The sequence below is a fragment of the Streptomyces sp. NPDC090045 genome (assembly GCF_044747975.1).
Lineage (GTDB): Bacteria > Actinomycetota > Actinomycetes > Streptomycetales > Streptomycetaceae > Streptomyces.
Genome location: NZ_JBIVFA010000008.1, coordinates 325,935 through 350,965 on the forward strand (window position 1 = coordinate 325,935; position 25,031 = coordinate 350,965).

At 73.3% G+C, this 25,031-nt stretch carries 22 protein-coding genes; 4 read left to right on the plus strand and 18 right to left on the minus strand.

The window, feature by feature from the left end:
• Positions 1–49 precede the first annotated feature (49 nt).
• Both ACIPYQ_RS22945 and ACIPYQ_RS22950 read right to left on the minus strand, forming a co-directional pair.
• Positions 50–982 carry an RNA polymerase sigma-70 factor gene (locus tag ACIPYQ_RS22945; RefSeq protein WP_361753996.1) on the minus strand — a complete coding sequence of 311 codons (933 nt, stop codon included), beginning with the start codon at positions 980–982 and terminating at the stop codon, positions 50–52.
• Positions 983–1,132: 150 nt separating this feature from the next.
• Positions 1,133–1,438, minus strand: coding sequence for a putative quinol monooxygenase (locus ACIPYQ_RS22950; protein WP_401254063.1), 306 nt, complete (start codon positions 1,436–1,438; stop codon positions 1,133–1,135).
• A 203-nt stretch (positions 1,439–1,641) separates the two neighbouring features.
• Here ACIPYQ_RS22950 and ACIPYQ_RS22955 point away from each other — a divergent pair, with 203 nt between their 5' ends.
• Genes ACIPYQ_RS22955 through ACIPYQ_RS22965 form a run of 3 tightly spaced genes read left to right on the plus strand, consistent with a single transcriptional unit; the run spans position 1,642 to position 4,250 of the window.
• The gene (locus tag ACIPYQ_RS22955; protein ID WP_401254066.1) at positions 1,642–3,075 is read left to right on the plus strand and encodes a cytochrome P450; all 1,434 of its coding nucleotides are present in this window, start codon (positions 1,642–1,644) and stop codon (positions 3,073–3,075) included.
• A gap of 24 nt (positions 3,076–3,099) precedes the next feature.
• The gene (locus tag ACIPYQ_RS22960; protein ID WP_401254069.1) at positions 3,100–3,693 is read left to right on the plus strand and encodes a hypothetical protein; all 594 of its coding nucleotides are present in this window, start codon (positions 3,100–3,102) and stop codon (positions 3,691–3,693) included.
• Positions 3,694–3,731: 38 nt separating this feature from the next.
• The gene (locus ACIPYQ_RS22965) at positions 3,732–4,250 is read left to right on the plus strand and encodes an FBP domain-containing protein (RefSeq protein WP_401254072.1); all 519 of its coding nucleotides are present in this window, start codon (positions 3,732–3,734) and stop codon (positions 4,248–4,250) included.
• 60 nt (positions 4,251–4,310) lie between these two features.
• Here ACIPYQ_RS22965 and ACIPYQ_RS22970 read toward each other — a convergent pair whose 3' ends face one another.
• Positions 4,311–5,864 (minus strand): MFS transporter, encoded by a 1,554-nt coding sequence (locus ACIPYQ_RS22970; RefSeq protein ID WP_401254075.1) that lies wholly within the window; start codon positions 5,862–5,864, stop codon positions 4,311–4,313.
• A gap of 83 nt (positions 5,865–5,947) precedes the next feature.
• Between ACIPYQ_RS22970 and ACIPYQ_RS22975 the strand changes: the two genes are divergently transcribed.
• Entirely contained in the window at positions 5,948–8,047 is a 2,100-nt protein-coding gene (locus ACIPYQ_RS22975) for a prolyl oligopeptidase family serine peptidase (RefSeq protein WP_401254078.1), read from the plus strand.
• A gap of 45 nt (positions 8,048–8,092) precedes the next feature.
• On the opposite strand, the gene ACIPYQ_RS22980 is transcribed toward ACIPYQ_RS22975, so the two are convergent.
• The 15 genes from ACIPYQ_RS22980 to ACIPYQ_RS23050 form a co-directional block, all read right to left on the minus strand.
• Positions 8,093–8,425 carry a hypothetical protein gene (locus ACIPYQ_RS22980; protein WP_401254081.1) on the minus strand — a complete coding sequence of 111 codons (333 nt, stop codon included), beginning with the start codon at positions 8,423–8,425 and terminating at the stop codon, positions 8,093–8,095.
• A gap of 125 nt (positions 8,426–8,550) precedes the next feature.
• Entirely contained in the window at positions 8,551–9,576 is a 1,026-nt protein-coding gene (locus tag ACIPYQ_RS22985; protein ID WP_401254083.1) for an ABC transporter ATP-binding protein, read from the minus strand.
• Positions 9,573–10,577, minus strand: coding sequence for an ABC transporter ATP-binding protein (locus ACIPYQ_RS22990; RefSeq protein WP_401254086.1), 1,005 nt, complete (start codon positions 10,575–10,577; stop codon positions 9,573–9,575). The genes ACIPYQ_RS22985 and ACIPYQ_RS22990 overlap by 4 nt, the downstream gene beginning before the upstream one ends.
• The gene (locus tag ACIPYQ_RS22995) at positions 10,577–11,563 is read right to left on the minus strand and encodes an ABC transporter permease (RefSeq protein WP_401254089.1); all 987 of its coding nucleotides are present in this window, start codon (positions 11,561–11,563) and stop codon (positions 10,577–10,579) included. Before ACIPYQ_RS22995 ends, ACIPYQ_RS22990 begins: the two co-directional genes overlap by 1 nt.
• Positions 11,560–12,705 carry an ABC transporter permease gene (locus tag ACIPYQ_RS23000; RefSeq protein ID WP_401254092.1) on the minus strand — a complete coding sequence of 382 codons (1,146 nt, stop codon included), beginning with the start codon at positions 12,703–12,705 and terminating at the stop codon, positions 11,560–11,562. Before ACIPYQ_RS23000 ends, ACIPYQ_RS22995 begins: the two co-directional genes overlap by 4 nt.
• A 23-nt stretch (positions 12,706–12,728) precedes the next feature.
• Entirely contained in the window at positions 12,729–14,471 is a 1,743-nt protein-coding gene (locus tag ACIPYQ_RS23005) for an ABC transporter substrate-binding protein (RefSeq protein WP_401254095.1), read from the minus strand.
• A 203-nt stretch (positions 14,472–14,674) separates the two neighbouring features.
• Entirely contained in the window at positions 14,675–15,385 is a 711-nt protein-coding gene (locus ACIPYQ_RS23010; RefSeq protein WP_401254098.1) for a GntR family transcriptional regulator, read from the minus strand.
• Between the two features lie 70 nt (positions 15,386–15,455).
• Entirely contained in the window at positions 15,456–16,364 is a 909-nt protein-coding gene (locus ACIPYQ_RS23015) for an ornithine cyclodeaminase family protein (RefSeq protein ID WP_401254277.1), read from the minus strand.
• A gap of 29 nt (positions 16,365–16,393) precedes the next feature.
• Entirely contained in the window at positions 16,394–17,410 is a 1,017-nt protein-coding gene (locus tag ACIPYQ_RS23020) for a proline racemase family protein (protein WP_401254101.1), read from the minus strand.
• Entirely contained in the window at positions 17,407–18,411 is a 1,005-nt protein-coding gene (locus ACIPYQ_RS23025; protein ID WP_401254104.1) for a proline racemase family protein, read from the minus strand. Before ACIPYQ_RS23025 ends, ACIPYQ_RS23020 begins: the two co-directional genes overlap by 4 nt.
• A gap of 20 nt (positions 18,412–18,431) precedes the next feature.
• The gene (locus ACIPYQ_RS23030; RefSeq protein WP_401254106.1) at positions 18,432–19,346 is read right to left on the minus strand and encodes a dihydrodipicolinate synthase family protein; all 915 of its coding nucleotides are present in this window, start codon (positions 19,344–19,346) and stop codon (positions 18,432–18,434) included.
• Positions 19,347–19,421: 75 nt separating this feature from the next.
• Positions 19,422–20,915 (minus strand): NAD(P)/FAD-dependent oxidoreductase, encoded by a 1,494-nt coding sequence (locus ACIPYQ_RS23035; protein ID WP_401254109.1) that lies wholly within the window; start codon positions 20,913–20,915, stop codon positions 19,422–19,424.
• The gene (locus ACIPYQ_RS23040) at positions 20,896–21,210 is read right to left on the minus strand and encodes a (2Fe-2S)-binding protein (RefSeq protein WP_401254112.1); all 315 of its coding nucleotides are present in this window, start codon (positions 21,208–21,210) and stop codon (positions 20,896–20,898) included. Before ACIPYQ_RS23040 ends, ACIPYQ_RS23035 begins: the two co-directional genes overlap by 20 nt.
• A 101-nt stretch (positions 21,211–21,311) precedes the next feature.
• Entirely contained in the window at positions 21,312–22,463 is a 1,152-nt protein-coding gene (locus tag ACIPYQ_RS23045) for an NAD(P)/FAD-dependent oxidoreductase (protein ID WP_401254114.1), read from the minus strand.
• A gap of 82 nt (positions 22,464–22,545) precedes the next feature.
• Positions 22,546–24,927, minus strand: a complete 2,382-nt coding sequence (locus ACIPYQ_RS23050) for a collagenase (protein WP_401254117.1) — start codon at positions 24,925–24,927, stop codon at positions 22,546–22,548.
• Positions 24,928–25,031: the final 104 nt, after the last annotated feature.

Sequence of the window (25,031 nt, forward strand, 5' to 3'; positions counted from 1 at the left end):
GCTTCGAATCCGTGCCGGATTCCCGAGCCGCCCCGCTCTCGCGCGGTGTTCACCGAAGGGTGAGCGGGGTCTGCGAGGCGATGCGGGTGAGCTTCTCCGGGTTGCGGACGTAGTAGAGGCCGGTGATGTGGCCGGCGTCCACGCGGGCCGTGATGATGCCGTCGATCTCGCCGTTCACGCGCACGAAGAGTGCCGGGTGGCCGTTGGCCACGGTGGGGTCGGCGGTGACCAGGTTCCGGTGCTTGACGATGCCGCCCAGGATGAAGCGGCTCACCTTGTCCGCGCCGCTGACCGGCCGCACCGCGGCCCGGATGACTCCGCCGCCGTCGGTCAGCAGGACGACCTCGGGGGCGAGGACGTCGAGGAGGCCCTGCAGGTCGCCGGTTTCGAGCGCGCGCTGGAAGGACTCCAGAGCCGCTCGGGTCCTGCTCGCGGAGACCGTCTCACGCGGGCGGCGGGCGTCCACGTGCCGGCGGGCGCGGTGCGCGATCTGGCGGACGGCCGCGGGGCTCTTGTCGACGGCCGCCGCGATCTCCTCGTAGCCGACGTCGAAGACCTCGCGCAGCACGAAGACGGCGCGCTCGGTGGGCGACAGCGTTTCGAGGACGAGCATGAGCGCCATCGACACGCTCTCCGCGAGCTCGGCGTCCTCGGCCACGTCCGGCGCGGTGAGCAGCGGCTCGGGCAGCCAGGGGCCCACGTACGACTCCTTGCGGCGGGTCATCGTCCGCAGCCGGTTGAGCGCCTGCCGGGTCGTGATCCGGACCAGGTATGCGCGCTGGTCGCGCACCTCCTGCAGGTCCGTCCTGATCCACCGCAGCCAGGTCTCCTGGAGGACGTCTTCGGCGTCGGCCGCCGATCCGAGCATCTCGTAGGCGACGGTGAAGAGCAGGTTGCGGTGGGCGACGAAGGTCTCGGTCGCCACATCGGCGGCCTGCTCGGTGGCCTGGTCCGTGGCCTGCTCGGCGGCCTGGTCGTTCATGTCCCGATCCCTCTCGTTCCCGGCCCGCCCGGTCATGGCGCGCCTCCGCCGCATCGCGCGGCTCGCCCTCAAGACACCGCGCGGGTGGCCGTTGTGACGTGCCGTGAGGCAGATCACTCCACCGCGGGGCGCGACCGGACCCGGCTACGCCTACAGGGCACCCTGTGCGGCCCCCGCCGGCCGGGGCTGGAGGATCGTGACATCGGCGGGCCGGTCGCGCAGGGCGTTCAGCTCCGGCCCGAGCTTCGCCATCACCTCGCCGCTCGCGTGCGCGTCGAGGTCGGCCCGGCTGGCCCACTTCTCGATGATCACGATCGAGGTCCCGTCGGTGTGCAGCGCGTACAGCTCGCAGCCGGGCTCGGCGTGGACGGCTTCGATGTGGCGGGCGTACGTGGCCAGCGCCTCCTCCAGGAGCCCCGGCCTGGGGTGGACAACGGCGGTGACGACGACGGACATCGGGAACTCCTTCAACGAGACGGGCGTTGGCCGGCGTTGGCCAGGGTAGGTGATGTCCCGTCACGCACGGTCTCTTGATCACCCTGTGGACCGTCCGGCGTCCGGGAGGCTCGTCGGTATTCGGACGGATGGGGCGTGGGTCCTGGTCAGACGCAGCGGGCGAACGGCAGAATCGGGCCTCCGGTACGGGTGAGGGAGCGGGCATGGCAGGTGGATCGGACGCAGGGGCCGGTGCGGTGGCGGAGGTTCCCGGGCTCGCAGGGGTTCCGCTGCTCGGGTCGCTCTTCGACCTGAAGGCGGACTCCCTCGGCACCTATCTGCGGGCGCAGCACCGGCACGGCGACCTCGTACGGGTCACGGCCGGCCCGCCCGGCATGCGGGCCGAGCTGTACTGCGTCTTCTCGCCCGAGGGCGCCCAGCAGGTACTCGCCTCCGACGCGGCCAACTTCCGCAAGGACAACGCCTTCTACCAGGAGGTCCGGGAGTCCTTCGGCAACGGCCTCCTGACCAGCCAGGACGAGGACTACCTGCGCCAGCGCCGGCTGGTCCAGCCGCTCTTCACCCGGCGCCGGGTGGACGGCTACGCCGGGGCCGTCGCCGCCGAGACCGCATCGGTGATCGCCGCCTGGGAGGAGGCCGTCGACGGCGTGGTCGACGTCTCCGACGAGATGATGCACCTCGCCCTGCGCGCCGTCGCCCGGATCCTCTTCGGCACCGACGTCGAGGCCACCGCCGAGGTCGTGTCCCGGTGCTTTCCGGTCATCACGGACTACGTGCTGCGCCGCGGCTACTCCCCCGCCAACGTCCCGCGGCACTGGCCCACTCCGGGCAACAGGCGGGCGGCCGCCGCGATGGACGAGCTCTACGGGGTGTGCGACAAGATCATCGCCGAGCGGCGCGGGGCCGGTGCCGACCCTGCCGGTGCGGACCCTGCCGGTACGGACACCGGTGGCCGGGGCGGCACCGGCGAGGACCTGCTGACGCTGCTGGCCGCCGCCCGGAGTTCGGACGACGGGGAGTTCGACGCCTCCGAGCTGCGCGACCAGGTGCTGATCTTCCTGCTCGCCGGGCACGAGACGACCGCCACCTCCCTCTGCTTCGCCCTGCACCTGCTCGCCCGTCATCCCGAGGAGCAGAACCGGGCCCGCGAGGAGATCTCCCGCGTCCTGGGCGACCGTACGCCCGAGGCCGCCGACATGGACCGGCTCCCGTACCTCACCCGGGTGCTCAAGGAGGCCATGCGGCTGTACCCCGCGGCGCCGGTCATCGGCCGCAAGGCCGTCGCCGACACCCGGATCGGGGAGCACACCGTCCCCGCGGGCGCGGACGTGATCCTGGCGCCCTGGGTGACGCACCGCCACCCGGAGCACTGGCCGGACCCGGACCGCTTCGACCCGGAGCGCTTCACCCCGGAGGCCGAGGCGGCGCGGCCGCGCTACGCGTGGTTCCCCTTCGGCGGCGGCCCGCGCGCCTGCATCGGGCAGCACTTCTCGATGCTGGAGTCGGTGGTCGCGCTGGCGATGATCCTGCGGGCGTACGAGTTCGAGGCCGTGGACACCGAGATCCCCGTCGGGGCCGGGATCACCCTGCGGACGGACGGCCCGGCGCGCTGCCGGGTCCGTCGCGTGGACGGGTAGCGGCAGCCCGGCCATCATGGCCGGATGGACGAGGAGATTCCGGGCAGATTGTCCCCGTACGCACGGCGCCCGCCGCGCGTGATGCTGCCCGGCTCGCCCGCCCCGGAGCCGTTGCTCCGCCGGGTCGGCGGCTTCTTCCTCTTCCGGTTCCTGAGCGCGCTGCCCGACGACCTGGCCGACGCGGTGGCCGCGCTGCTGGACCCGTTCGAACGGGCCGCCCGCCTGGTCGGGCGGCTCTTCCACGGCCCGGCGCTGCGGGGCGGCTGGGCGGGCGAGGCGGGCCGGTTCGCCCTGGCCCTGCACGGCTTCCACTGGACGCGCTGGCAGGCCGGGAGCGACGGGCCGCACGGCATGTTCACCGCGCGCCCCGGCCGCCCGGGGGACGCGCGGGGCGCGGGCACCGTCATCGCGCGGCCTCCGTGGGGCCGCGGCGACCCGGCCCGGGCGGCGCACACCGCGGCCTGCGCGCTGCGGCGCGTCCCCCGGCTCCGCCGCCGGCCGGCCCGGGTGGACCTGGCCTTCGCGGACGGCTCCTGGCTGGCCCTGCGGATGAACACCCGGGCCGACGCCGTCCGGCTGCGCGCCGCGCTCGCGCAGGTCCCGGACACCGGATATTGACGTGCGACCGGTCAGAACGGGCCATAAGGTCGATGCCCGTGGAACCACTCAGCGAGAAACAGATCCGTGCGTCCTTCGTGAACTGCACCAAGGGCGAGGCGGCGCGGCTGCGACTGCCCCTCGACTTCGCCGAACTGCCCTGGGACGACCTGGACTTCCTGGGTTGGGTGGATCCGGGAGCGCCCCTGCGGGCCCACCTCGTGCTGCCGCGGGAGACGGGGCCGCTGGGGATCTCCCTGCGCGTACCGTCCGTGGGCCGTACCAGCGCGGTGAAGTCCAGCCTGTGCCAGATCTGTCTGACGGGTCACGCGTCCTCCGGGGTCACCCTCCTCGTCGCCCCCTTGGCGGGCGCCCGCGGCCGGGAGGGCAACACGGTCGGCACCTACGTCTGCGCGGACCTGGCCTGCTCCCTGTACCTGCGCGGCAAGCGGCAGCCCAAGCTGCGCGCCGGCCGCCACGAGGAGTCCCTGACCCTGGACGAGCGCCTCGCCCGCATGGGAGCCAACCTGGACGCCTTCGCGGCCCGGGTCACCGCGGCGGGCGTCCCCACCGCCTGACCGTCCGGGCGCCTGACCGTCCGGGCCGTCCGGGCCTCCGGGCCGTCGGCGGCCACCGCACTAGGTGCGGTCCGTGGCCGGGGTGTGGTTGCCCTGGAGGCGTTCGAGGTCCGAGGGGCGGACCTGGATGGCGAACAGTGCGATCGCCGCGCCGACCAGGGTGAACATGGCCGCCACGATGAAGGCCGCGCTGATGCCCGAGGTGAGGATCTGGTCGCTCCACGGCTTCGGGACCTGTCCGGTCTGCTGGAAGGACACCCGCTGCGCGGGGGTGGCCGTACTGAGGAAGCCGGCCACCTGGTTCTTCGCCTCGTTGCGGCTCGCCGTGCCGAAGACCGTCACCAGGATGGACAGGCCGAGCGAGCCGCCCACCTGCTGCATCGTGTTGAGCAGTCCGGACGCGGCTCCCGACTCCCGGTCGGGGACGTTGGACAGGGCCATCAGGGTCAGCGAGACGAACTGCAGACCCATGCCGAAGGCGAACAGCAGCATCGGACCCAGGATGCTGCCCAGGTAGGTGGAGTGGACGTCCGTCTGCGTCAGCCAGCCGAGCCCTGCCGCCGAGGACAGGGCGCCGCCGACCATGAACGGTTTGGGACCGAACTTCGGGAGCAGTTGTGAGGTGAGCCCGGCACCCACCGCGACCATCACGCTGACCGGCAGGAAGGCGAGGCCGGCCTGGATCGGGCTGAAGCCGAGCACGATCTGCACGAAGAGGGTCAGGAAGAAGAACATGCCGAAGATCGCGCAGGCGAGCATGAGCATGATCCCGTAGGTCCCGGCCCGGTTGCGGTCGGCGAACATGTGCAGCGGCGTGATGGGCTGGGGCGAGCGCCGCTCGTTGAGGATGAACAGGGTCAGCAGGACCACGGCGGCGCCGAAGGAGCCGAGGGTCACCGGGTCGCGCCAGCCGTCCTGGGAGGCCCTGATGAAGCCGTAGACCAGCGCCACCATGCCCAGTGTGGACAGCAGCGCGCCGGCGAAGTCGAAGTGCCCGGGGTGACGTTCGGACTCGTGCAGGACCTTCGTGGCCAGCACCGCGATCACCACGGCGATGGGGACGTTGACGAAGAGCACCCAGCGCCAGTCGAGCCATTCGACGAGGATGCCGCCCGCGAGCAGACCGATCGCGCCGCCGGCCGCCGAGACGCCGGCGAACACGCCGAAGGCCCGGTTGCGTGCCGGGCCTTCGCGGAAGGTGGTGGTGATCAGCGCGAGGGAGGTCGGGGACGCAATGGCTCCGCCGACGCCCTGGAGGGCGCGGGCCGCCATCAACTGGCCCTCGTTCTGGGCGAGTCCGCCGAGGAAGGAGGCCAGGCCGAAGAGCAGGACGCCGAAGATGAAGACGCGCTTGCGGCCGAGGATGTCGCCGGTGCGGCCGCCGAGGAGCAGCAGGCCGCCGAAGGCGAGGGTGTAGGCGTTGACGACCCAGGAGAGGCTTTCGGTGGAGAAGCCGAGCGCGGTCTGGATGTGGGGCAGCGCGATGTTCACGATCGTGATGTCGAGGACCACCATGAGCTGACAGGAGGCGATGACGAACAGGGCGAGTCCGTGGCCGTTCCCTCGGACCTTGCCATCGGTCCCGTTGCTGCTCGGCGATGCGTTCGGGTCCACCCTTTCGACGCTAAGCCCGAGCCTCCGGGGTCACCACTCGAACGGCCTAGTGGTAGTGACATTGCACATGTCACACTACGATCATGGATGACTTCCTCAGGCTCTCCGCGAGCACGGCCCGTTTCTCCTACGGCGCACCGCGCGCGTTCTCCTTCGGGGACGACGGCCGGCTCCTCTGGTTCCTCCGCTCCAGCGGTCCCACCGACGCCTTCGACAGCCTCTGGGTGCTCGACACCACCACCGGAGCCGAGACCCGGCTTGCCGATCCCCGTGAACTGTGCCCCGAGCCGGGCGCCCTCCCGGACGCCGAGCGCCGGCTGCGCGAGCGGACCCGGCTCGTCGCCGCCGGGATCGGCTCGTACGCCCTCTCCGGTGACGGCCGGCGCGCCGTCTTCGCGCTGTACGGACGGCTCTACGGGGTCGCGGCGGCCGGCGACGGGAAGCCCGAGGAGATCCCGGCCGCCGGACCCGCCGTGGACCCGCGACCCAACGCCGACGGCTCGCGCACCGCGTACGTCTGCGACGACGCCCTGTACGTCGCCCCGGGCGGGCGGGTCAGCCCCGACGACGGGGCCCGCTGGGGCCTCGCCGAGTTCGCCGCCGCCGAGGAGCTCGGCCGCTCCCGGGGCCACTGGTGGTCCCCGGACGGGGTCACCCTGCTGGCCGCCCGCGTCGACGAATCCGCGCTCCAGCGGCGGTACTTCGCCGACCCGGCGCACCCCGAGCTGCCCGCCGAGGACTTCGCCTACCCCGAGGCGGGCGGACCCAACGCCGACGTCCAGCTGTGGGTGCTTCGCGAGGGCGAGGGCAAGGGCGAGGCCGGAGGCGGGGGCGAGGCCGGGGGCCCGGCCCGGATCCGGCTCGACTGGGACGCCGGGACCTACCCCTACGTCTCCGACGCCGGCTGGGAGTCGGAGGGGGAGATCCTGCTGACCGTCCAGGACCGGCTCCAGCAGAACGTGCTGCTGCTCTCCGCCGATCCGGCCACCGGCCGCACCACCGAGCTGTCCCGCACCACGCACCCGCACTGGGTGGACCCGGACCTCCCCGGCACCCCGGCGCGCCTCGCCGACGGGCGGATGCTGACCGCCGCCGGCACCGGGGGCGGCGCCGCGCGGGCCCTCGCGGTGGACGGCCGGCTGCTCACCGGGGACGGCATCCAGGTCCGCGGCGTGGCCGGGGTCCACCAGGACCGGCTGCTGATCACGGCCGGTCTGCGCGACCCCGCCGAACAGCAGGTGCTGCTGCTGGACCCCACCACCGGGGAGCTGACCCCGGTCGCCGACGGCCCCGGGGTGCACACCGTGTCCGCCTCGGCCGGCACCCTGCTGCTGACCTCCGCCGACGCCGACGGGGTCCGCCGCACCGTACGCACCCCCGACGGGCGGGAGTTCACCCCTGCCGACCTGTCGCAGCCGCTGCCCTACCGGACGGCGCCCCTCCTGGAGCGGGTCACCGAGCGCGGCATCCCCACCGCGCTGGTGCTGCCCCGCGACCACGTGCCCGGCCGGAAACTGCCCGTCCTGATGGACAGCTACGGCGGCCCCGGCATGCAGGACGTCACCGCCGACCCGCGCCGCTGGCAGCTCCGCCAGTGGTGGGCCGACCAGGGCTTCGCGGTGGTGACCGTCGACAACCGCGGGACCCCGTACGTCTCCCCCGCCTACGCGCACGCCATGTACCGCGGCTTCTCCGAGGTGACCCTCGACGACCAGGTCGCGGCCCTCCACGCGCTCGCCGCCCGCCACGGCGACCTCGACCTCGGCCGGGTCGGGGTGCGCGGCTGGTCCTACGGCGGCTACCTCGCGGCCATGGCGGTGCTGCGCCGCCCGGACGTCTTCCACGCGGCGGCGGCCGGGGCCGCGCCGACCGACTTCCGGCACTACGACACCGCGTACACGGAGCGGTACCTGGGCCTCCCGCAGGAGCACCCGGACGTCTACGAGCGGGACTCCCTCATCCCCGATGCCCCGGAACTCTCCCGCCCCCTGCTGCTGATCACGGGCCTGGCCGACGACAACGTCCATCCGTCGCACACCCTGCGCCTCTCGCAGGCCCTGACGGACGCGGGCCGCCCGCACCAGCTGCTGGCACTCCCGGGCGTCACCCACATGACCCCGGGCGGCGTCCGGGAGAAGCTGATGGCCCTGGAACTGGAGTTCTTCCGCCGCGAACTGGCCTAGCCCCTGCCCGCTCCCCCCTGACCACCCTGACCGCCGGCGGGGCGGTCAGGGCCTCGGGGCGAACACCATGCGCACCAGGGCGGTGACGACCAGCACCGCTGCCGGCGCGTACCACCAGCGCCGCAGCCGGGCCGTGTTCACAGCGGCCGCCGTCGCCGCGAGGGCCATCAGCTCCACCACCAGCCCGAGCCCCGCCATCAGCCGCGCCGTGCCCGTCACCGTACGGTCCCAGGGGCCTTCGGACTCGGTGAGCAGCGCGTTGAGGACGAAGAAGGCGGCCACCGTGTGCAGCCCCAGCAGGAGGGCGGCCCACGCGGCCGTCGCCACCGGATGGCGCCGGGTGGGGGCCGGTGTCCCTTGTATCTCCTGCTCGGTCATTCGACGCCCGCCCCGTTCCGGTTCCGCCCGTGGTCCTTCGCCACAGTGTCGCGCCCGCGGGGGCGGTCGGGGGACCCGGGGGGCGATCGTGCCGGCCCCGGGTCCCCCTCTTCCCGTGATCCCCGTCAGTCACCCGGGAAGTGGCAGGCCACCTCGCGGGAGGCGGCGAGTTGGAGCAGGGGGCGTTCGGTGCGGCAGATCGCCTGGGCCTTGGGGCAGCGCGGGTGGAAGGTGCAGCCGGGGGGTGGAGCGGTCGGGCTCGGCGGGTCGCCGAGCAGCACGATCCGCTCCCGCCGCCGCTCCGCCGCCGGGTCGGGCAGCGGGACGGCGGACAGCAGCGCCCGGGTGTACGGGTGCTGCGGGTTTTCGTAGAGGGACTTCTTGTCCCCGATCTCGACGATCCGGCCGAGGTACATGACGGCGACCCGGTCGCTGACCCGTTTGACCACCGACAGGTCGTGGGCGATGAACACGTAGGCGAGGCCCAGTTCGGTGCGCAGCCGCTCCATCAGGTTGACGATCTGGGCCTGTACGGAGACGTCCAGCGCGGAGACCGGTTCGTCGGCGACGATCAGCCGGGGGCTGGTGGAGAGCGAGCGGGCGATGCCGATGCGCTGGGCCTGGCCGCCGGAGAACTCGTGCGGGTAGCGGTCGATGTGCTCGGGGATCAGCCCGACGAGCTCCATCAGCTCGGCGGCGCGGCGGCGGGCGTCCCCCGCGCTCCAGCCCTGCACCAGCAGCGGGTCGGAGATGATCCGGGCCACGGTCTGGCGCGGGTTGAGCGAGGAGTGCGGGTCCTGGAAGACCATCTGGATGCTCTTGCGCAGCGGGCGCAGGGCGCCCTGGGACAGCCGGCTGATGTCCCTGCCGTCGAAGGTGACGCTGCCCGAGGTGGGCTGCAGGAGGCGGACGAGCATCCGGCCGGTGGTGGACTTCCCGCAGCCGGACTCCCCGACCAGGCCGAGGGTCTGCCCGGCCGCCAGCTCGAAGGAGACCCCGTCTACGGCGCGCACGGGCGCCCCCCGGCGCCCGGTCACGGATCGTCTGCCGGGGAAGGTCATGGTGAGGTCCTGTACGGACAGCAGGACAGGGGCGCTCTCGCGTGCGGCGGGCTCGCGTGCCGCGCTCTCGCGTGCGGCGGTCTCGGTCATCGGGCCGCCTCCTCGGCGGTACGGGTCAGGGCCCCGGCGAAGTGGCAGGCCACCGTCCGGTCCGGCCCGTCCCCGTACGCCGCCGGCTCGGGCCGTACGTCGGTGCAGCGCGCGGCCGCCCGGGGACAGCGCGGGGCGAAGGCGCAGCCGGGGGCCGGCGCGAGCAGGGAGGGCGGGGAGCCGGGGATGAAGGGCAGCGGCTGGTCGTCGGCAGTGTCGAGGCGGGGCAGGGAGTCGAGCAGGCCCCGGGTGTAGGGGTGGGCGGGGTCGGCGAAGAGATCGTCGGCCGGGGCCTGTTCGGCGGCCCGGCCCCCGTACATGACCAGCACCTCGTGGGCGACGCGGGCGACGACGCCCAGGTCGTGGGTGATCATCACGACGCCGAGTCCGCGCTCCTGCTGGAGCCGGGCGATCAGTTCCAGGATCTGCGCCTGCACGGTGACGTCCAGGGCGGTGGTCGGCTCGTCGGCGATCAGCAGGTCGGGCTCGCAGGCCAGGGCCATGGCGATCATCGCGCGCTGCCGCATGCCGCCGGAGAACTGGTGCGGGTACTCCCCCGCGCGCCGGGCCGGCTCCGGGATGCCGACCTCACCGAGCATGTCGACGGCGCGTCTGCGTGCGGCGGCCCGCCCGGCCTTGAAGTGGACCCGGAAGTGCTCGGCGATCTGCTCGCCGACCGTGTAGTAGGGGTGCAGGCTGGACAGCGGGTCCTGGAAGATCATGGCCATGCGGCGGCCGCGGACCCGGGAGAGCTCCCGCTCGGACAGGGTGGTCAGCTCCTGTCCGGCGAGGGCCACGGAGCCGCCGACCTCGACCGCGCCCCGGTGCAGGCCCATGACGGCGAGCGAGGTCACGGACTTGCCCGAGCCGGATTCGCCGACGATGCCGAGGGTGCGTCCGGCCTCGACGGTGAAACCGATCGAGTCGACGGCCCGTACGGTCCCGCGCGCGGTGGTGAACGTGACGCGCAGATCACGTACTTCGAGGAGCGGAGCGGTCATCAGTACCTCACTCTCGGGTCGATGACGGCGTACAGGAGGTCGACGAGGAGGTTGGCGACGACGATGAAGAAGGCGGCGAGCAGGGTGACCCCGAGGACCACGGGCTGGTCGGAGTTGACCAGCGCGCCGTAGAAGAGCCGCCCGATGCCGGGGAGTCCGAAGATGGACTCGGTGATGACGGCGCCGGCGAGCAGGCCGCCGAGGTCCATGCCGAAGATGGTGAGGATCGGGGTCATCCCGGAGCGCAGCCCGTGTTTGACGACGACCGTGCGCTCGGGCATGCCCTTGGCGCGGGCGGTGCGGATGTAGGGCTCGGCCATCGCCTCGATCATCGAACCGCGGCTCTGGCGTGCGTACATGGCGGCGTAGAGCAGCGCGAGCGCGATCCAGGGCAGGAGCAGGTTCGAGGCCCACCCGAAGGGGTTGTCGGTGAAGGCCTGGTAGGTGGGGTAGGGCAGGAGGCCGGCGATGCGGATGACCCCGTAGATGAGCATCACGGAGGTGAAGTACACGGGCAGGGAGGCGGCGGCGACCGCGCCGACCATCAGGGCCTTGTCGGTGGCGGTGTCCTTGCGCAGGGCGGCGGTGACCCCGGCGCCCAGCCCCAGGACCAGCCACAGCACGGCGGCGCCGACGGCGAGGGAGGCGGAGACCGGGAGCCGGTCCATGAGCAGGTCCCACACGGGCAGGGAGTTCTCGTACGAGTACCCCAGGCACGGGAAGTCGCAGTCGACGGCGTACTGGCCGGTGCCGAGGGTGCGGCCGGTGAAGATGCCGGTCAGGAAGTCGGCGAACTGGCGCCACAGCGGCTGGTCGAGACCCAGGTACGCCCGTACGTCGGCCAGGCGCTCGGCGCTGCAGGTCTTGCCGCAGGCGGCCGCGGCCGGGTCGGCGGGCAGGACGTAGAAGATGAGGAAGGTGACGGCGGCGATGGCGAGGAGGACGCCTGCGAGGGCGAGCAGCCGGCGGGCGAGGTAGGCGATCACGTGCGGCCGCCCCTCGGGTCGAGGATGTCGCGCAGCGCGTCGCCGAGCAGGGTGAAGGCGAGGACGGCGAGGAAGAGGAAGACGCTGGGGATGACGAAGTACATGGGGTCTGTCTCGTAGTAGGCGACGGACTCGGCGATCATCTGGCCCCAGGAGGGGGTGGGCGGGCGCACTCCGACGCCGAGGTAGCTCAGGGCGGCCTCGGTGCTGATCATCCCGGGGATGAGCAGGGTGGTGTAGGCGATGACGGGGCCCGAGACGCCGGGGAGGATGTCGCGGGTCAGGATCCGCCAGGGGCCGGAGCCGCCGACGCGGGCGGCGTCGACGTACTCGCGGTGTTTGAGGGAGAGGGTCTGGCCGCGGACGACGCGGGCGACGCCGGGCCAGCCGAAGACTCCGATGACGGAGGTCATGAGGACGATCCGGTTGACGTCCTTGGCCACGGACAGCATCGCGATCATGAAGATCAGGGAGGGGAAGGACATGGTGAGGTCCATGAGCCGGGACAGGACGGCGTCGGTGCGGCCGCCGAAGTAGCCGGCGGCGATTCCGGCGGCCGTACCGGCGACCACCACGATGGCGGTGGCGGCGAAGGCGATCAGGAGGGAGACCTGGGCGCCGTGGATGACACGGGCGAACAGGTCGCGGCCGGTGACGGGTTCGACCCCGAGCCAGTGCTCGGGGCTGATCCCGCCGAAGGCGCCGAGGGGCTGGCCTCCGAGGTAGGGGTCGATGGCGGTCTTGTCGAACTCGTTCGGCGACCAGCCGCCGAGGGCCCCCAGCCAGGGGGCGGTGACGGCCATCAGGACGAAGAGGAGGACGACGCCGAGGCTGACGCGGACGGCGGGGCGGCGGCGGAGCTCCTGCCGGGCGAGCTGCCAGGGGCTGCTGCCGGGCGCTGCCGCGGGCTGGACCGTGGTGGCATCGGGGGCAGGGGCTGCGCCGGCGGCCGGGGCGCTGCCAGGGGTCGGTGCGCTGCCGGGAGCCGGGGCCGGGGCCGGGCCGGGGGCCGGGGCGCTGCCAGGGGTCGGGGCGCTGTCGGGGGTCGGGGCGCTGTCGGGGGCGCGGGCGGCATCTGGTGCCGGGGGGCCGTCGGGGCCCCGGGGCGCCCGGTCGTCCGGGACCGGTGCTGTGGTGGTCATGGCCGCGGGGTTCCTTCGGGCCCTCAGCCCTGGCTCTTCGAGGGGTCCTTGAGGCCGACGGTCCCGTAGTCGATGGTGCCGGTCCACACGGGGTGGCCGAAGGCGCCCGCGATGTTGGTGCCGACCAGGAGCGGCTTGCGCTCCAGGAGCAGCGGGACGTTCGGGGACTTGGCCATCAGGGCGGCGTCGAGGTCGATCCAGGCCTGGTTGGCCTCCTTGGCGTCGGCCATGGCGTTGATCTCGTCGATCCGCTTCATGGTGGCCTCGTCGCGGAACTGGCTGTAGTTGCCCTGGTTGCCCTTCTCCTTGATGGTGCGTCCGTCGAAGACGAACGGGATCCAGGTGGAGCCGGAGGGGTAGTCGGGGCACCAGCCGGTGAGGGTCATGTCCGGGGTGGTGGAGAGGTCGCCGATGACGTCGTAGTAGGCGCCCGGGTCGACGGTGTCGATGACGACCTCGACGCCCGCGCGGGACAGGCCCTGCTGGATGGCCTCGGCCTTGCCCTTGTCGCCGGTGGAGACGGAGAGGGACACCTTCAGGGACTCCTTGCCGGCGGCCTTGAGGAGTTCCTTGGCCTTGGCCGGGTCGCCGGCCGGGGCGATCTTCAGGACGTCGGCCTGCTTGCCGCCGGAGAGGGCCGGGGGGAGGTAGGCGGTGGCCACCTCGTTGAGGGCCGGACCGCCGCCCGCGGTGACGACGGCCTCCTTGTCGACGGCGTACTGCATGGCCTCGCGGACCTTCGGGTCGTTGAAGGGGGCGCGGGAGTTGTTCAGGTGGAGCATCTCCGTACAGCCCTGGGACTCGGCGAGCAGCCGGGCCTTGACCTCCGGCTTGGGCAGCACCTTGGGGGCGCTCTCGGGGCGCATGTCGGCGTACTGGACGGTGGAGGCGTCGGCGCCCTCGCCGGCGATGATGCGGTCGTCGATCTGGCCGCCCTTGAGGCCCATGACGACGACGAACTTGTCGGGGTAGGCCTTGCGGACGGTGTCGGTCTTCGCGTCCCAGTGCTCGTTGCGGACCAGGACCAGCTTCTTGTCGCGGTCGTACGACTCGATCTTGTACGGGCCGGAGGAGAACGGGCGGGCGTCGTACTGGGTGCCCTTCTCCTGGGACTGGGGGACGGGCGCGAAGGTCGGCAGGGTGGCGGTCGCGGAGAACTCGGCCACCGGACGCTTGAGTTCGAAGACGATCGTGCGGTCGTCGGGGGTCTTGACGGAGTCGAGGTGCTGCCCCTGGAGAGGGCCCTTGTAGCCCTCGGTCCCGGCCAGGTACTGGGCCGCGTAGTCGGGGCCGCCGGTGAGGTCGGGGGCGAAGGAGCGCTCGACGTTGTACTTGACGTCCTGGGCCCTGACCGGCGTGCCGTCCTCGTACTTCACGCCCTCCTTGAGGGTGAAGGTCCAGGTGCGGCCGCCGTTGGACGGGGTGCCGAGGTCGGTGGCGAGGTCGGGGACCAGCTCGCTGCCGGCCTTGCCGGGCTCGGCCTTGAAGGTGACGAGCGTGCGGTAGAGCAGCCGGGTGCCGAAGTCCATCGTCGGCATCGTCCAGTTGCGGGCGGGGTCGAGGTGCGCGAAGTCCTGGTTGGACAGGACGGTGAGGGTGCCGCCCTTGACCGGGCTGCCGCCGAGGATCTTGCCGTCGTTGGCGGCGGCGGGGTTGGAGGCGCCTGCGCCGGCCGGGCCCTTCTTGGTGTCGGAGCAGCCCGAGGCGCCGAGTGCGAGAGCTGCCACCAGGGCGGTGGCGAGGGCGAGTTGGGTGCGCTTGGTCATGGGTCACTCCAGTGAAGGGCCGCGCTCTAGGATGTGACCGGTAACATAGTAATGTGAAATTGTACTGACAAGGGGTTGAGCGCCCCGTTATCCAGCCGTGTCCAAATCCGCTGGCCCGCACGGCAGTTGGGCCGGGGTACGCGACAGGGCCCGCCGTGGCGGGCCCTGTCGGAGCGGAGAGGCCGGAGACTGGTGGCCGGAGGCTAGAGGCCGGAGCCGAGGCCGCCCGGGGTGCGGCCGACCGGTTCGTCGCGGCCCTGGGCCCACAGCGAGCGGACGTGGCCGAGGTGGCGGGCCATGCAGGCCTCGGCCGCCGCGGCGTCTCCGCCGATCATCAGGTCGAGCAGCTCGATGTGCTCCTCCGCCGAGGAGACCAGCTTGCCGGCCTCGTCCAGGCCGGTCAGGCCGTACAGCCGGGACCGCTTGCGCAGGTCGCCGACGGTCTCGACGAGCCGGTCGTTGCCGGCGAGCCCGAGCAGCGCGAGGTGGAAGCGGCGGTCCGCCTCCAGATAGCCGATGAGGTTGTGCTCGCGCGCGCTGGTGACGATCTCCTCCGCGATCGGCCGCAGCGCCTCCAGCTGTTCGGCCGTGGCGATCTTCGTGATCCGCCCGATGGTCGGCACCTCGATCATCGTCCGCAGTTCGGTGAACTGGTCCAGGTCGCGCTCGCTGACCTCGGTGATCCGGAAGCCCTTGTTGCGGACCGGCTCGACCAGTCCCTCGCGGGCGAGGTCGAGCATGGCCTCGCGGACCGGGGTGGCCGAGACGCCGAGTTCGGCCGCGAGGCCGGGCGCCGAGTAGACGCTGCCGGGGCGCAGCTCACCCGCTATCAGAGCGGCGCGGAGTGCGTGGCCGACCTGGTCCCGGAGCCGTTCCTGGGCCTTGATGAGACTGTGCTGCTTCAGGTCACCCATTGCATTTCCTCCGAGACCCCCGACACCACCGACACGCAGAGGAACAGCGTACAATGTCACGTTGCGCTGCTCACACTCCGGCGGCCTCACACAGCGCGACCGCCACGGCGAGATCTTCCCAGGCCATGCCCACGCTCTTGAAGAGCTGTGGACAACTCGGCGCTCCGCCCGCCGGCATCCGCCCCAAGACCAGGTCGGCGAGGGTACCGGTGATGTGGCCCGGCCCGATCGCCCCCTCCGCCTCCGGGACCAGCAGGTCACCGGCCTCGCGCAGGGCCGCCGCGCGGGATTCCACGTACACGGCCGCGCGTCGCACGAGGGCCGTGTCCGTCTCCCGGGCGGTCGGCTCGTGCGAGCCCACGGCGACGACGGTGGCGCCCGGGCCGACCAGGCGCCCGTCGAAGAGCGGTTCCCGGGCCGTGGTGCAGCAGATGACCAGGTCGGCGTCGGCCACCGCCTTCGGGGTGCCGGTCCGGGCGGACAGCCCCAGCCCGCGGGCGTGCGCGGCGAGCCGGTCACCGCTCGCCGGGTCGCGTGCGACCACCACCGCCTCGGCCAGCTCCCGTACCGAGAGGGCCGCTTCCAGGTGCCCGTACGCCTGTGGTCCGGAGCCGAAGAGCACCAGCCGCAGCGGCCGGCCGGCCGGAGCCAGGTGGCGCAGCGCGAGGGCGGAGACGGCCGGTGTGCGCAGGGTGGTCAGGGCCGCGCCGTCGAGCAGGGCCCGCGGGCGCAGGGTGGGCCCGTCCAGCAGCAGGTAGGAGCCGGTGATCCGGGGCAGCCCGCGGGCCGGGTTGCCCGGCGCCACCCCGGCGATCTTCACCCCGGCGTACGAGCCGGACGCGGCCGGCATCAGCAGCAGTTCGCCCCCGCCGGGCACCGCGATCGCGGAGCGCGGCGGGCAGCCCTCCGGGTCGAGGCCGCCACGCAGGGCGGCGGCCAGGGCGTCGGCGGCCTCGGCCGGGGTGAGCAGGGCGGCCATCCGCCCGGCGTCGAGCCGGAGGATGCCGGTCACAGCGAGAACCCGCTGCCGAGGGCGTCGTGCGGGTCCAGCAGGAAGGTGTGTTCGCCGGTGCGGTAGGCGGTGCCGGTGACCTCGGTGACCCCGCCGTCCAGCATCCGCCCGGTGAACATGGTGCCGGTGACCGACTCGTTCAGCAGGTCCTCGCCGGGGCCGAGCCGCCCGTCCTCCGCGAGCAGCGCGAGCCGCGTCGAGGTGCCGGAGCCACAGGGTGAGCGGTCGATCTGGCCGTCCGCGAAGACGGTGACGTTGCGCTCGTGCGGCCCGAACGGAGTGCCGGGGAGCTCCTCGTGGAGGATCACCCCGTACACCCCGGACAGCAGCGGACCCCCGGGGTGCCAGGTGGCGGGGTGCGTGGCGAGCGCGGCCCGGATCTCCTGGCCGGCCCGCACCAGGGCGGGCAGCGAGGCCCGGGAGACGTCCAGGCCGAGGTCGCGGGCGCGGACGGAGGCGTAACAGGCCCCGGCGTGTGCGATGTCCACCTCGGCGAGTCCGAGGGTGGTGGCGACGGGGACCTTGCGGGCGCCCACCCGGGCCGGCACGTTGCGGAAGGTGACCCCGGTGGTGCGGCCACCGTCCCGGTGCACGGTCGCGGTGACCCGCCCGGACGGTACGTCGATGCGCACCTGGGCGTCGCCGTGGTCCGGGGCGGCGACCCGGCCGGTGTCCACGGCCCAGGCCCCGAGGGCCATGGTGCCGTGGCCGCACGCGGTGGAGTAGCCGTCCTTGTGCCAGAACAGCACGCCGAAGTGGGCCCCGTCGTCGTCGGCCGGGACCACGAACCCCCCGTACATCCCGGCATGCCCACGCGGCTCCTGCACGAGCAGGCGCCGTACGTCGTCCAGCGCACCCCGGCGCGGCGCGGTCCCCGAGCCTCCCGGGCCGATCGCGGTGGCGCAGCGCTCGGCGACGGTGTCACCGGGCGCGGCCAGGTCCTGCGCGCCGCAGTCGACGATCCGGAAGGGCTCGCCGGCGGTGTGGTAGTCCACCGTTCGGACGGTGATCACAGCAGGAAGCCTCCGGGGAAGGGGTCGGCCGGGTCGAGGAAGTACTGGGCGGTGCCGGTGATCCAGGCCCGGCCGGTGACCGTGGGCACCACGGCCGGGAGTCCGCCGACGGTGGTCTCCGCGACCAGCCGGCCCGTGAACTCGGTGCCGATGAAGGACTCGTTGACGAAGTCCGTGTCGAGCTCCAGGAGTCCGCGGGCGTGCAGCTGGGCCATCCGCGCGCTGGTGCCCGTACCGCAGGGCGAGCGGTCGAACCAGCCCGGGTGGATGGCCATGGCGTGCCTGGAGCGGCGGGCGTCGGAGCCGGGGGCGGCGAGGTAGACGTGCTTGACCCCGGCGATGGAGGGGTTCTCGGGGTGGACGGGCCGGTCGTCGCCCGCGTTGATCGCGTCCATGACCGCGAGTCCGGCGGCGAGCAGGTCGTCCCCCCGGGCGCGGTCGAAGGGGAGGCCGAGGGCGTCGAGTTCGACGAAGGCGTAGAAGTTGCCGCCGTAGGCGAGGTCGTAGGTGACCGTGCCGAAGCCGGGGACCTCGGCCTTCAGGTCGAGGCCGACGCTGAAGGAGGGGACGTTGGTGAGGGTGACGGCGGTGGCCGCACCGTCCTCGACGCGGACGTCGACGCTCACCAGTCCGGCGGGGGTGTCGAGCCGGACGGTGGTGACCGGCTCGACGACCGGCACCATGCCGGTCTCGACGAGGACGGTGGCGACACCGATGGTGCCGTGCCCGCACATGGGGAGCAGGCCCGACACCTCGATGTAGAGGACGCCGTAGTCGGCGTCGGGGCGGGTGGGCGGCTGCAGGATGGCGCCGCTCATCGCGGAGTGGCCGCGCGGCTCGTACATGAGCAGGGTGCGAATGTGGTCCGTGTGCTCGATGAAGTGGAGCCGCTTCTCGGCCATGGTGGCCCCGGGGATCACCCCGACTCCCCCGGTGATCACCCGGGTCGGCATCCCCTCGGTGTGCGAGTCCACCGCGTGGTAGACGTGGCGCGTACGCATCGGGCGTCCCCTCCAGCTGGTTAGTTGAGGCCCTCGGCGAGGGCCTTCTCGGTGGCGGCGCGGACGGCGGCCTCGGTCTCGCCGGTGAGCGGGAAGCGCGGCGGCCGGGTGGCGCCGCCGGGGCGGCCGGCCAGGTCCATGGAGAGCTTGATGGCCTGGACGAACTCGGTCTTGGAGTCCCAGCGCAGCAGGGAGTGCAGGGACTTGTAGAGCGGCAGGGCGGTGGTGAGGTCCCCCGCGACGGCGGCCCGGTAGAGGGTGGCGCAGGACCGGGGCAGGGCGTTGGGGTAGCCGGCGATCCAGCCGACGGCGCCCGCGAGGGCCAGTTCGAGCAGGACGTCGTCGGCGCCGATGAGCAGGTCGAGACCGGGGGCGAGCTCGGCGATCTCGTAGGCGCGGCGCACGTCCCCGCTGAACTCCTTGACGGCGACGATGGAGCCGTCGGCGTGCAGCCGCGCGAGGAGGTCCGGGGTCAGGTCCACCTTGGTGTCGTACGGGTTGTTGTACGCGACCACGGGGAGCCCGGCGCGGGCGACCTCGGCGTAGTGGGCGCGCACGGTCTCCTCGTCGGCCCGGAAGGCGTTGGGCGGCAGGAGGAGTACGGAGCCGGCGCCGGCCTCGGCGGCCTGCTCGGCCCAGCGGCGGGCCTCGGCGCTGCCGTAGGCGGCGACGCCGGGCATGACGCGGGCGCCGTCTCCGGCGGCCTCGACGGCGGTGCGCACGACCCGTGCGCGCTCCTCGTCGGTGAGGGTCTGGTACTCCCCGAGGGAGCCGTTGGGGACCACGCCGTCGCAGCCGTTGGCGATCAGCCAGGCCACGTGTTCGGCGTAGGCGTCGTAGTCGACGCCGAGGTCCCGGCGCAGCGGGAGCGCGGTGGCGACCATGATGCCGTGCCAGGGGCGGATGCGGGGCGCGGGGGTGTGCGCGAGGGTCATGAGAGGGCTCCCTAGTGTGGTGTGTGACATTTTACTAGTGGGTGCGGGACGGCCACAAGGGCCAGAACGCCCCGATCAGCGGTCCGCGGGCGGAAGTTCGGCGAGCCGGCCCAACGGGACCGGGCAGGACAGCGGCCGCCGGTCGGCCGGCTGCTCCTCCCCGGCGAGGGCGGCGACGGCCGGGCCGCACATCCGGCCCTGGCACCATCCCATGCCGGCCCGGGTCAGGAGCTTGACGGTACGGGTGTCGCGCGCGCCGAGGTCCTCGGCCGCCTCCCGGATCAGGCCGGCCGGGACCTCCTCACAGCGGCACACGACGGCGTCGTCCCGCAGCCAGCCGGTCCAGCCGTCGCCGGGGCGGTGGGCGGCGCCCATGGCCTCGGCGAAGCCGCGCAGCCGGGCGCGGCGGCCGGCGAGCGTGGTGGGCGCGCGCCGGCCGGCAATCGCGTGAGCGGCGATCTCCCCTTCGATGAGGGCGAGTTGGGCGCCGCCGATGCCGCCGGTCTCGCCCGCCGACCAGATCCCGGGGACGGAGGTCCGCTGCTCGGCGTCCAGCGCCAGGGCGACGGTGCCGTCGGCGGTCCGGCGGGTGGCGCAGCCGAGGCCGGTGGCCAGCTCCAGCTGCGGGACGAGCCCGTGGCCGACGGCGAGGGCGTCGCAGGGGATCCGGCGGGCGGTGCCGGGCAGCGGACGCCAGTCCCGGTCGAGCCGGGCCACGGTGACGGCCTCGACCCGGTCGGTGCCGTGGGCCTCGGTGACGGCGTGCCGGGTGAGCAGCCGCACATGGTGGCGGGCCAGCGCCCCGCCGTAGCCGGCGGCCTCGGCGAGCTTGCCGGGGTTGCGGAACATGGTGGGGAGATGGCCCGCGTACGCGGTGTACGCCGCGGCTTCGACCACGGCCGGCACCCGGGCCCCGGCGGCCGCGAGCGAGCCGGCGACGGCGAGCAGCAGCGGGCCGCTTCCGGCGACGACGACCCGCTTGCCCGGCAGGACGAGCCCGCTCTTGAGCATGGCCTGGGCCCCGCCGGCGCCGACCACCCCGGGCAGGGTCCAGCCGGGGAAGGGCAGTTGCCGCTCGTACGATCCGGTGGCGAGGAGCACGGCCCGGGCGTGCAGGGAGGCGGCCGCCTCCTCGGGACCGGCGACGGCGTGCAGGGTCCAGCCGGGGCCGTCGGCCGGGACCACGGTCCAGACGTGGTGGGCCGGGAGGTACGTGATCCGGCCGGCCGACTCGTGGGCGCGCAGGGCGGCTTCGCGGTCGGCGAAGTCGTTCCAGCCGTGGTGCAGGGCCTCGGGGCGGGCCGCGCCGAGGCCGGGTGCGGGGTGGCGGTAGTACTGCCCGCCGGGGCGGTCGCCCGCGTCGAGGAGCGTGACCCGCAGCCCGAGCCCGGCGGCCGTGACGGCCGCGGCCAGCCCGGCCGGACCGGCTCCCACGACGGCGAGGTCGACGGCGGGGGCGGGGGCCGCAGGCGATGCGGGTACGGCGGCCGGGCTCGCGCCGGGACCCGCCGCAGGGGCGGCGGCCGCGGCGGCAGGCGGGACGGTCGGCTCAGACGGCGAGGTCGGCATGGCCGGTTCCCTCCTGGGTGGTGACGGTGTCCCCCGGCCGGGCCGGGACCAGGCAGGCGCGCTGGTTCGGGCGGCCGTTGACGGTGACGAGGCAGTCGTAGCAGCTGCCGATGCCGCAGAACGCGCCGCGCGGGGCGCCGCCCTCGCGGGTGGTCCGCCAGGCCAGGATCCCGGCGCCCCAGAGCACGGCGGCGATGCTCATCCCGGCCTGGGCGGTGAGCTCCCGCCCGTCGAAGCGCAGGACGTACGTGGCCGAGGGGGCTCCGCCGACGAGGGTGCGCGGGGTTCTGCTCATCGGCGGTTCTCCTTGGACGTGGTGCAGGTGGTGGGCAGGTGCGGGTGCCCGCTGCGCGGGGCCGGCCATCGCAACGGGCACCCGCACCGGCGCCGGGGCCGTCATCGGGCTGCGTCCCCGGCAAAGCGGGCCGGGTCGAACGGGGCCGGGGGGAGCGGGGGTTCAGTGCCCGTCAGGGCCGCGGTGATCAGGGCGCCCGTGGCCGGGGCGAGGCCGATGCCCGCGCCCTCGTGGCCGCAGGCGTGCAGCAGCCCGGGGCGGCGGGCGTCCTGGCCGATGGCCGGGAGGTGGTCCGGGAGGTACGGGCGGAAGCCGTGGTACGTGCGCAGGACCCGGACGTCGGCCAGCACCGGGAAGAGCGCCGCCGCCTGCGCGGCCAGGCGGCGCAGGGCCTCCGTCGAGAGGGAGCGGTCGAAGCCGACCCGCTCCCGGGTGGCGCCGATCAGGACCGGGCCGGAGGGGGTGCCCTCGACCACGGCCGAGGACTGCAGGGCGGCGGAGCCGCTGGCGACGTCCGCGATGTAGTCGGCGGCGTAGACCTTGTGCCGGACCACCCGCGGGAGCGGCTCGGTCACCAGGACGAAGCCGCGGCGCGGGAGGACCGGCAGGGCGACCCCGGCCAGCGAGGCGATGTGGCCGCCCCAGGTACCGGCCGCGTTCACCACGGCCGGGGCCAGGAGTTCGCGGCGCGGGGTGCTGACCCCTCGTACGGCACCCCGGTCCAGCAGTACGCCCGTCACCTCCTCGCCGAGGTACACCTCGGCTCCGGACGCGGCCAGCAGCCGCGCTGCCGCCTGGGCCGGCTGGACCTGGGCGTCCTGCGGGTAGTGGAACCCGCCCGCCAGGCCCGGGGCCAGGTGCGGCTCCAGTGCGTGCAGGGCGTCCGCGGGCACCTCGACCGCGTCGACCCCGGCCTTGCGCTGACCCTCGGCGAACCTCCGCAGGGCCTGCACGGTGGTGTCGTCCGGGGCGACCACGAGGCCGCCCTTGGGCTCGTACTCGATCGCGCGCGGGAGGACCGCGGCGAGTTCGGTCCAGAGCCGGGTGGAGAGGAGGGCGAGGTCGAGTTCCGGTCCTGCCTCCTTGTCGGAGACGAGCAGGTTGCCTTCGCCGGCGCCGGTCGTGCCGCCCGCGACGGGGCCGCGGTCGACCACGGCCACGGAGAGCCCGGCGCGGGTCGCGTAGTAGGCGCAGGCCGCCCCGACGACGCCGGCGCCGATGATCACGGCGTCCAGGGAGTGTCTCTTGAGCACGACAGTAATATGTCACATTCTTTAGTGCCTGCCCAGACCGGTCCCGCACCCCCCTCGGGCGCGGGACCGGTCCGGTGCCGGGTCAGCTGCGGAGCGGTCCCTCGCAGCTGTAACTCGTGGTTCCCGCCTTCTTGTTGCTCCAGATCTCCAGCGGACCGAAGGAGCAGTTCATGTCGGCGAGGTTGTTGGAGGCCGCACCCGCCCGGTCGAGGATGAAGTAGTCGACCGTCTCCGACACGTCCTTGAAGTTCTGGTCGTCGCTGCGCCAGTTCTTCAGGTTCGCGGTGATCCGGCCGGTACAGGTGAACCGGCGCTTGCCGGCGTCGCCGTTCTCCACGCAGTCCGGGGTGTTGTACGTGGCCGTGGCGAAGGCCGACTTCACCGACGCGAGCGCGGAGTCGCGCAGCTGGTCGTTCGGGGTGAAGGAGGTGTTCGGCACGTAGAGCTGGTCGACCTTGGCGATCTGCGCGTCCAGGAAGCGGTCGTAGTCGCGCTGGAGGTAGGTGTCCGATCCCATCCGGTGGCGCCAGGCGTCGTACGCCGCCACGTCGTTGGCCCGCAGGTGGGTGTACATCTCGCGCAGCAGGGAGGGCTTCTCGGTCCACAGGAACTCGAAGAAGGTGCCGGCGTAACTGTAGAAGCGGAAGCCGTCGCCGTCGTAGGTGGCGTTCAGCAGCTGCTCGACGCTCATGCGCGGGCCGCCGCCGGCGGTGTCGCTGATGATGCTCTTCACGAGGGACTTGCGGACGGCGATGCCGTTGTCGCGGGTGGCGCCGTCGAAGAACTCGGCCGTGCCCTCGTCCATCGCGGTCGTGCGGTCGCCCTCGTACCAGGGGCCCTCGCCGAAGAAGCCGGGGACGGCGTAACGGCCGTTGAGGTAGTGCGTGTACTCGTGGCGGAAGAGCTCCTCGAGGGTGAGGGAGGAGTCCTGCGGGACACGGCGCTGATAGGTGTAGAAGGTGGCGCCGTTCTCGATGTAGATGCCGCCGTTGTTGGTGCCGTAGCCGGTCAGGATCGGGTGGTAGTTCACGTAGTCGGCGCGGGAGCCGTAGAGCACGATGTTCAGCGTGGTGTTGGGGTCGCCCGCGAGCGGCTGCTCGGTGCCGAGCACGCGGTGGTACTGGGACTTGACCTGCTTGCTCGCGTAGTACAGCTGGTCGACGGTGGCCCGGTCCAGGCCGGTGCGGACCTTGATGGCGCCGTTGTCGTAGGTGTAGGTGTAGGGGAAGAGCTGCTTCTCGATGTCCTCCTTGCACACCCCGTACGGCTTGCAGGCCTCGTAGAAGTTGAGCCAGGAGACGAGCTTGGCCCACTGCTCGCTGCCGTCGCCGAAGCCGGCCTTGACGGGCCCGAGCAGCGCGCCGAGGTCGGCGACGACCTGGTCCCTTACGCCGTCGATCTGGCCGAAGCGGCCGTACTCGCCCAGCGCGTCGCGGGCCACCCAGGCGTTGCCGGTCCCCTTGAGGTGGGTGTAGCCGGCGAAGTCCTTGAAGGCGGCGCGGTAGGCGGGGTCGGCGGAGACGGCGGCGTGGAAGGCGGTGTCCTGGTTGCCCGGGTAGACGCCGAGGTAGTTGGTGGAGAGCGCGGCGAGGACGGCGCCGGCCCAGGTGGCGTCGAGGTTCGTGGCGGGGTGCGCCGGGTCCATGGTGGCCAGGACCTTCTTGATGAGGCCGAGCTGGTGCTGGCGCAGGCCGGGGCCGGCGGCGTAGAGGGCCTCGCGCAGCGTGCGGGCGTTGCTGGGCGTCACGTCGAAGGTCCGCGCGGCGCCCGCGAAGTCGTCGATGGCCTTGCGGGTCGCGGCGACGGTCGGGGCGTCGGTGACGTCGATCTCGTCGCGTGAGAAGTCGTGGTAGGCGACCGCGTGCAGGTAGGTGAACATCTCCTCCAGGTGCGAGGAGTTGCGGCCGTCGTGGGCGGCGGCCAGGGCGGATATCCGGCGGGAGACGGCCTGGACGTGCGCGTCCGACATCACCGGGGCGAGGCGGGCGTCCCAGGTCCAGATGAGGCCGCGCAGGCAGCCGTCGGCGAGGACGGCCTGGTCGCCGAGGAAGTCGGCGAACTGCTCCGGGGTGAGGTTCGTGATCCCGTCGAGGGTGCAGGGGACGCCGGCGGCGACGCTCTTCGCGGTGGGGGCCGCCTTGGCGGCCTTGCCGCGCTTCTCCAGGTCGTCGACGGGCGCGGCGGCGGTCGCGGCGCCGGGCACCTGGCCGGTGATGGCCTGTCCGCCGGGGGCCGGGGCGGGCGCCGGGGTGTTGTCCTTCGCGTTGGCGAGGCGGTCGACCTCGTCGAACGGGTTCCCCGTGGGGCCGGAGGCGGGCACGGCCCGTTCGCCGGCGAAGGCGGCCGGCGCAGGGGCCTGCGGCGTGGCGGCGGCCTGCGTGGTGGCCTGACCCGCGGTGGCGAGGAGGGTCACGGCCACGGCGGAGGCGAGGAGGGAAGAGCGCACTGCTCTGTGCTGGAACACCGAGAACTCCTGTGTGGAGAGGGTGAGGTGGGGGGTGGTGCGTGAACTGCCCTGAGTCGTCTGTTCTGGGCCAACTGCCCTGGGTCACACGGCGTTTGACGGGG

What these genes read in the sequence shown, in the direction of transcription:
- ACIPYQ_RS22985 (WP_401254083.1), bottom strand. Translation starts at nt 9,576, where the DNA reads ATGACCGAGACCGCCGCACGCGAGAGCGCGGCACGCGAGCCCGCCGCA.
- ACIPYQ_RS22960 (WP_401254069.1), top strand. Translation starts at nt 3,100, where the DNA reads ATGGACGAGGAGATTCCGGGCAGATTGTCCCCGTACGCACGGCGCCCG.
- ACIPYQ_RS22945 (WP_361753996.1), bottom strand. Translation starts at nt 982, where the DNA reads ATGAACGACCAGGCCGCCGAGCAGGCCACGGACCAGGCCACCGAGCAG.
- ACIPYQ_RS23025 (WP_401254104.1), bottom strand. Translation starts at nt 18,411, where the DNA reads ATGCGTACGCGCCACGTCTACCACGCGGTGGACTCGCACACCGAGGGG.
- ACIPYQ_RS23010 (WP_401254098.1), bottom strand. Translation starts at nt 15,385, where the DNA reads ATGGGTGACCTGAAGCAGCACAGTCTCATCAAGGCCCAGGAACGGCTC.
- ACIPYQ_RS22950 (WP_401254063.1), bottom strand. Translation starts at nt 1,438, where the DNA reads ATGTCCGTCGTCGTCACCGCCGTTGTCCACCCCAGGCCGGGGCTCCTG.
- ACIPYQ_RS22990 (WP_401254086.1), bottom strand. Translation starts at nt 10,577, where the DNA reads ATGACCGCTCCGCTCCTCGAAGTACGTGATCTGCGCGTCACGTTCACC.
- ACIPYQ_RS22975 (WP_401254078.1), top strand. Translation starts at nt 5,948, where the DNA reads ATGGATGACTTCCTCAGGCTCTCCGCGAGCACGGCCCGTTTCTCCTAC.
- ACIPYQ_RS23035 (WP_401254109.1), bottom strand. Translation starts at nt 20,915, where the DNA reads ATGCCGACCTCGCCGTCTGAGCCGACCGTCCCGCCTGCCGCCGCGGCC.
- ACIPYQ_RS23030 (WP_401254106.1), bottom strand. Translation starts at nt 19,346, where the DNA reads ATGACCCTCGCGCACACCCCCGCGCCCCGCATCCGCCCCTGGCACGGC.
- ACIPYQ_RS23005 (WP_401254095.1), bottom strand. Translation starts at nt 14,471, where the DNA reads ATGACCAAGCGCACCCAACTCGCCCTCGCCACCGCCCTGGTGGCAGCT.
- ACIPYQ_RS23000 (WP_401254092.1), bottom strand. Translation starts at nt 12,705, where the DNA reads ATGACCACCACAGCACCGGTCCCGGACGACCGGGCGCCCCGGGGCCCC.
- ACIPYQ_RS23015 (WP_401254277.1), bottom strand. Translation starts at nt 16,364, where the DNA reads ATGGCCGCCCTGCTCACCCCGGCCGAGGCCGCCGACGCCCTGGCCGCC.
- ACIPYQ_RS22955 (WP_401254066.1), top strand. Translation starts at nt 1,642, where the DNA reads ATGGCAGGTGGATCGGACGCAGGGGCCGGTGCGGTGGCGGAGGTTCCC.
- ACIPYQ_RS23040 (WP_401254112.1), bottom strand. Translation starts at nt 21,210, where the DNA reads ATGAGCAGAACCCCGCGCACCCTCGTCGGCGGAGCCCCCTCGGCCACG.
- ACIPYQ_RS22980 (WP_401254081.1), bottom strand. Translation starts at nt 8,425, where the DNA reads ATGACCGAGCAGGAGATACAAGGGACACCGGCCCCCACCCGGCGCCAT.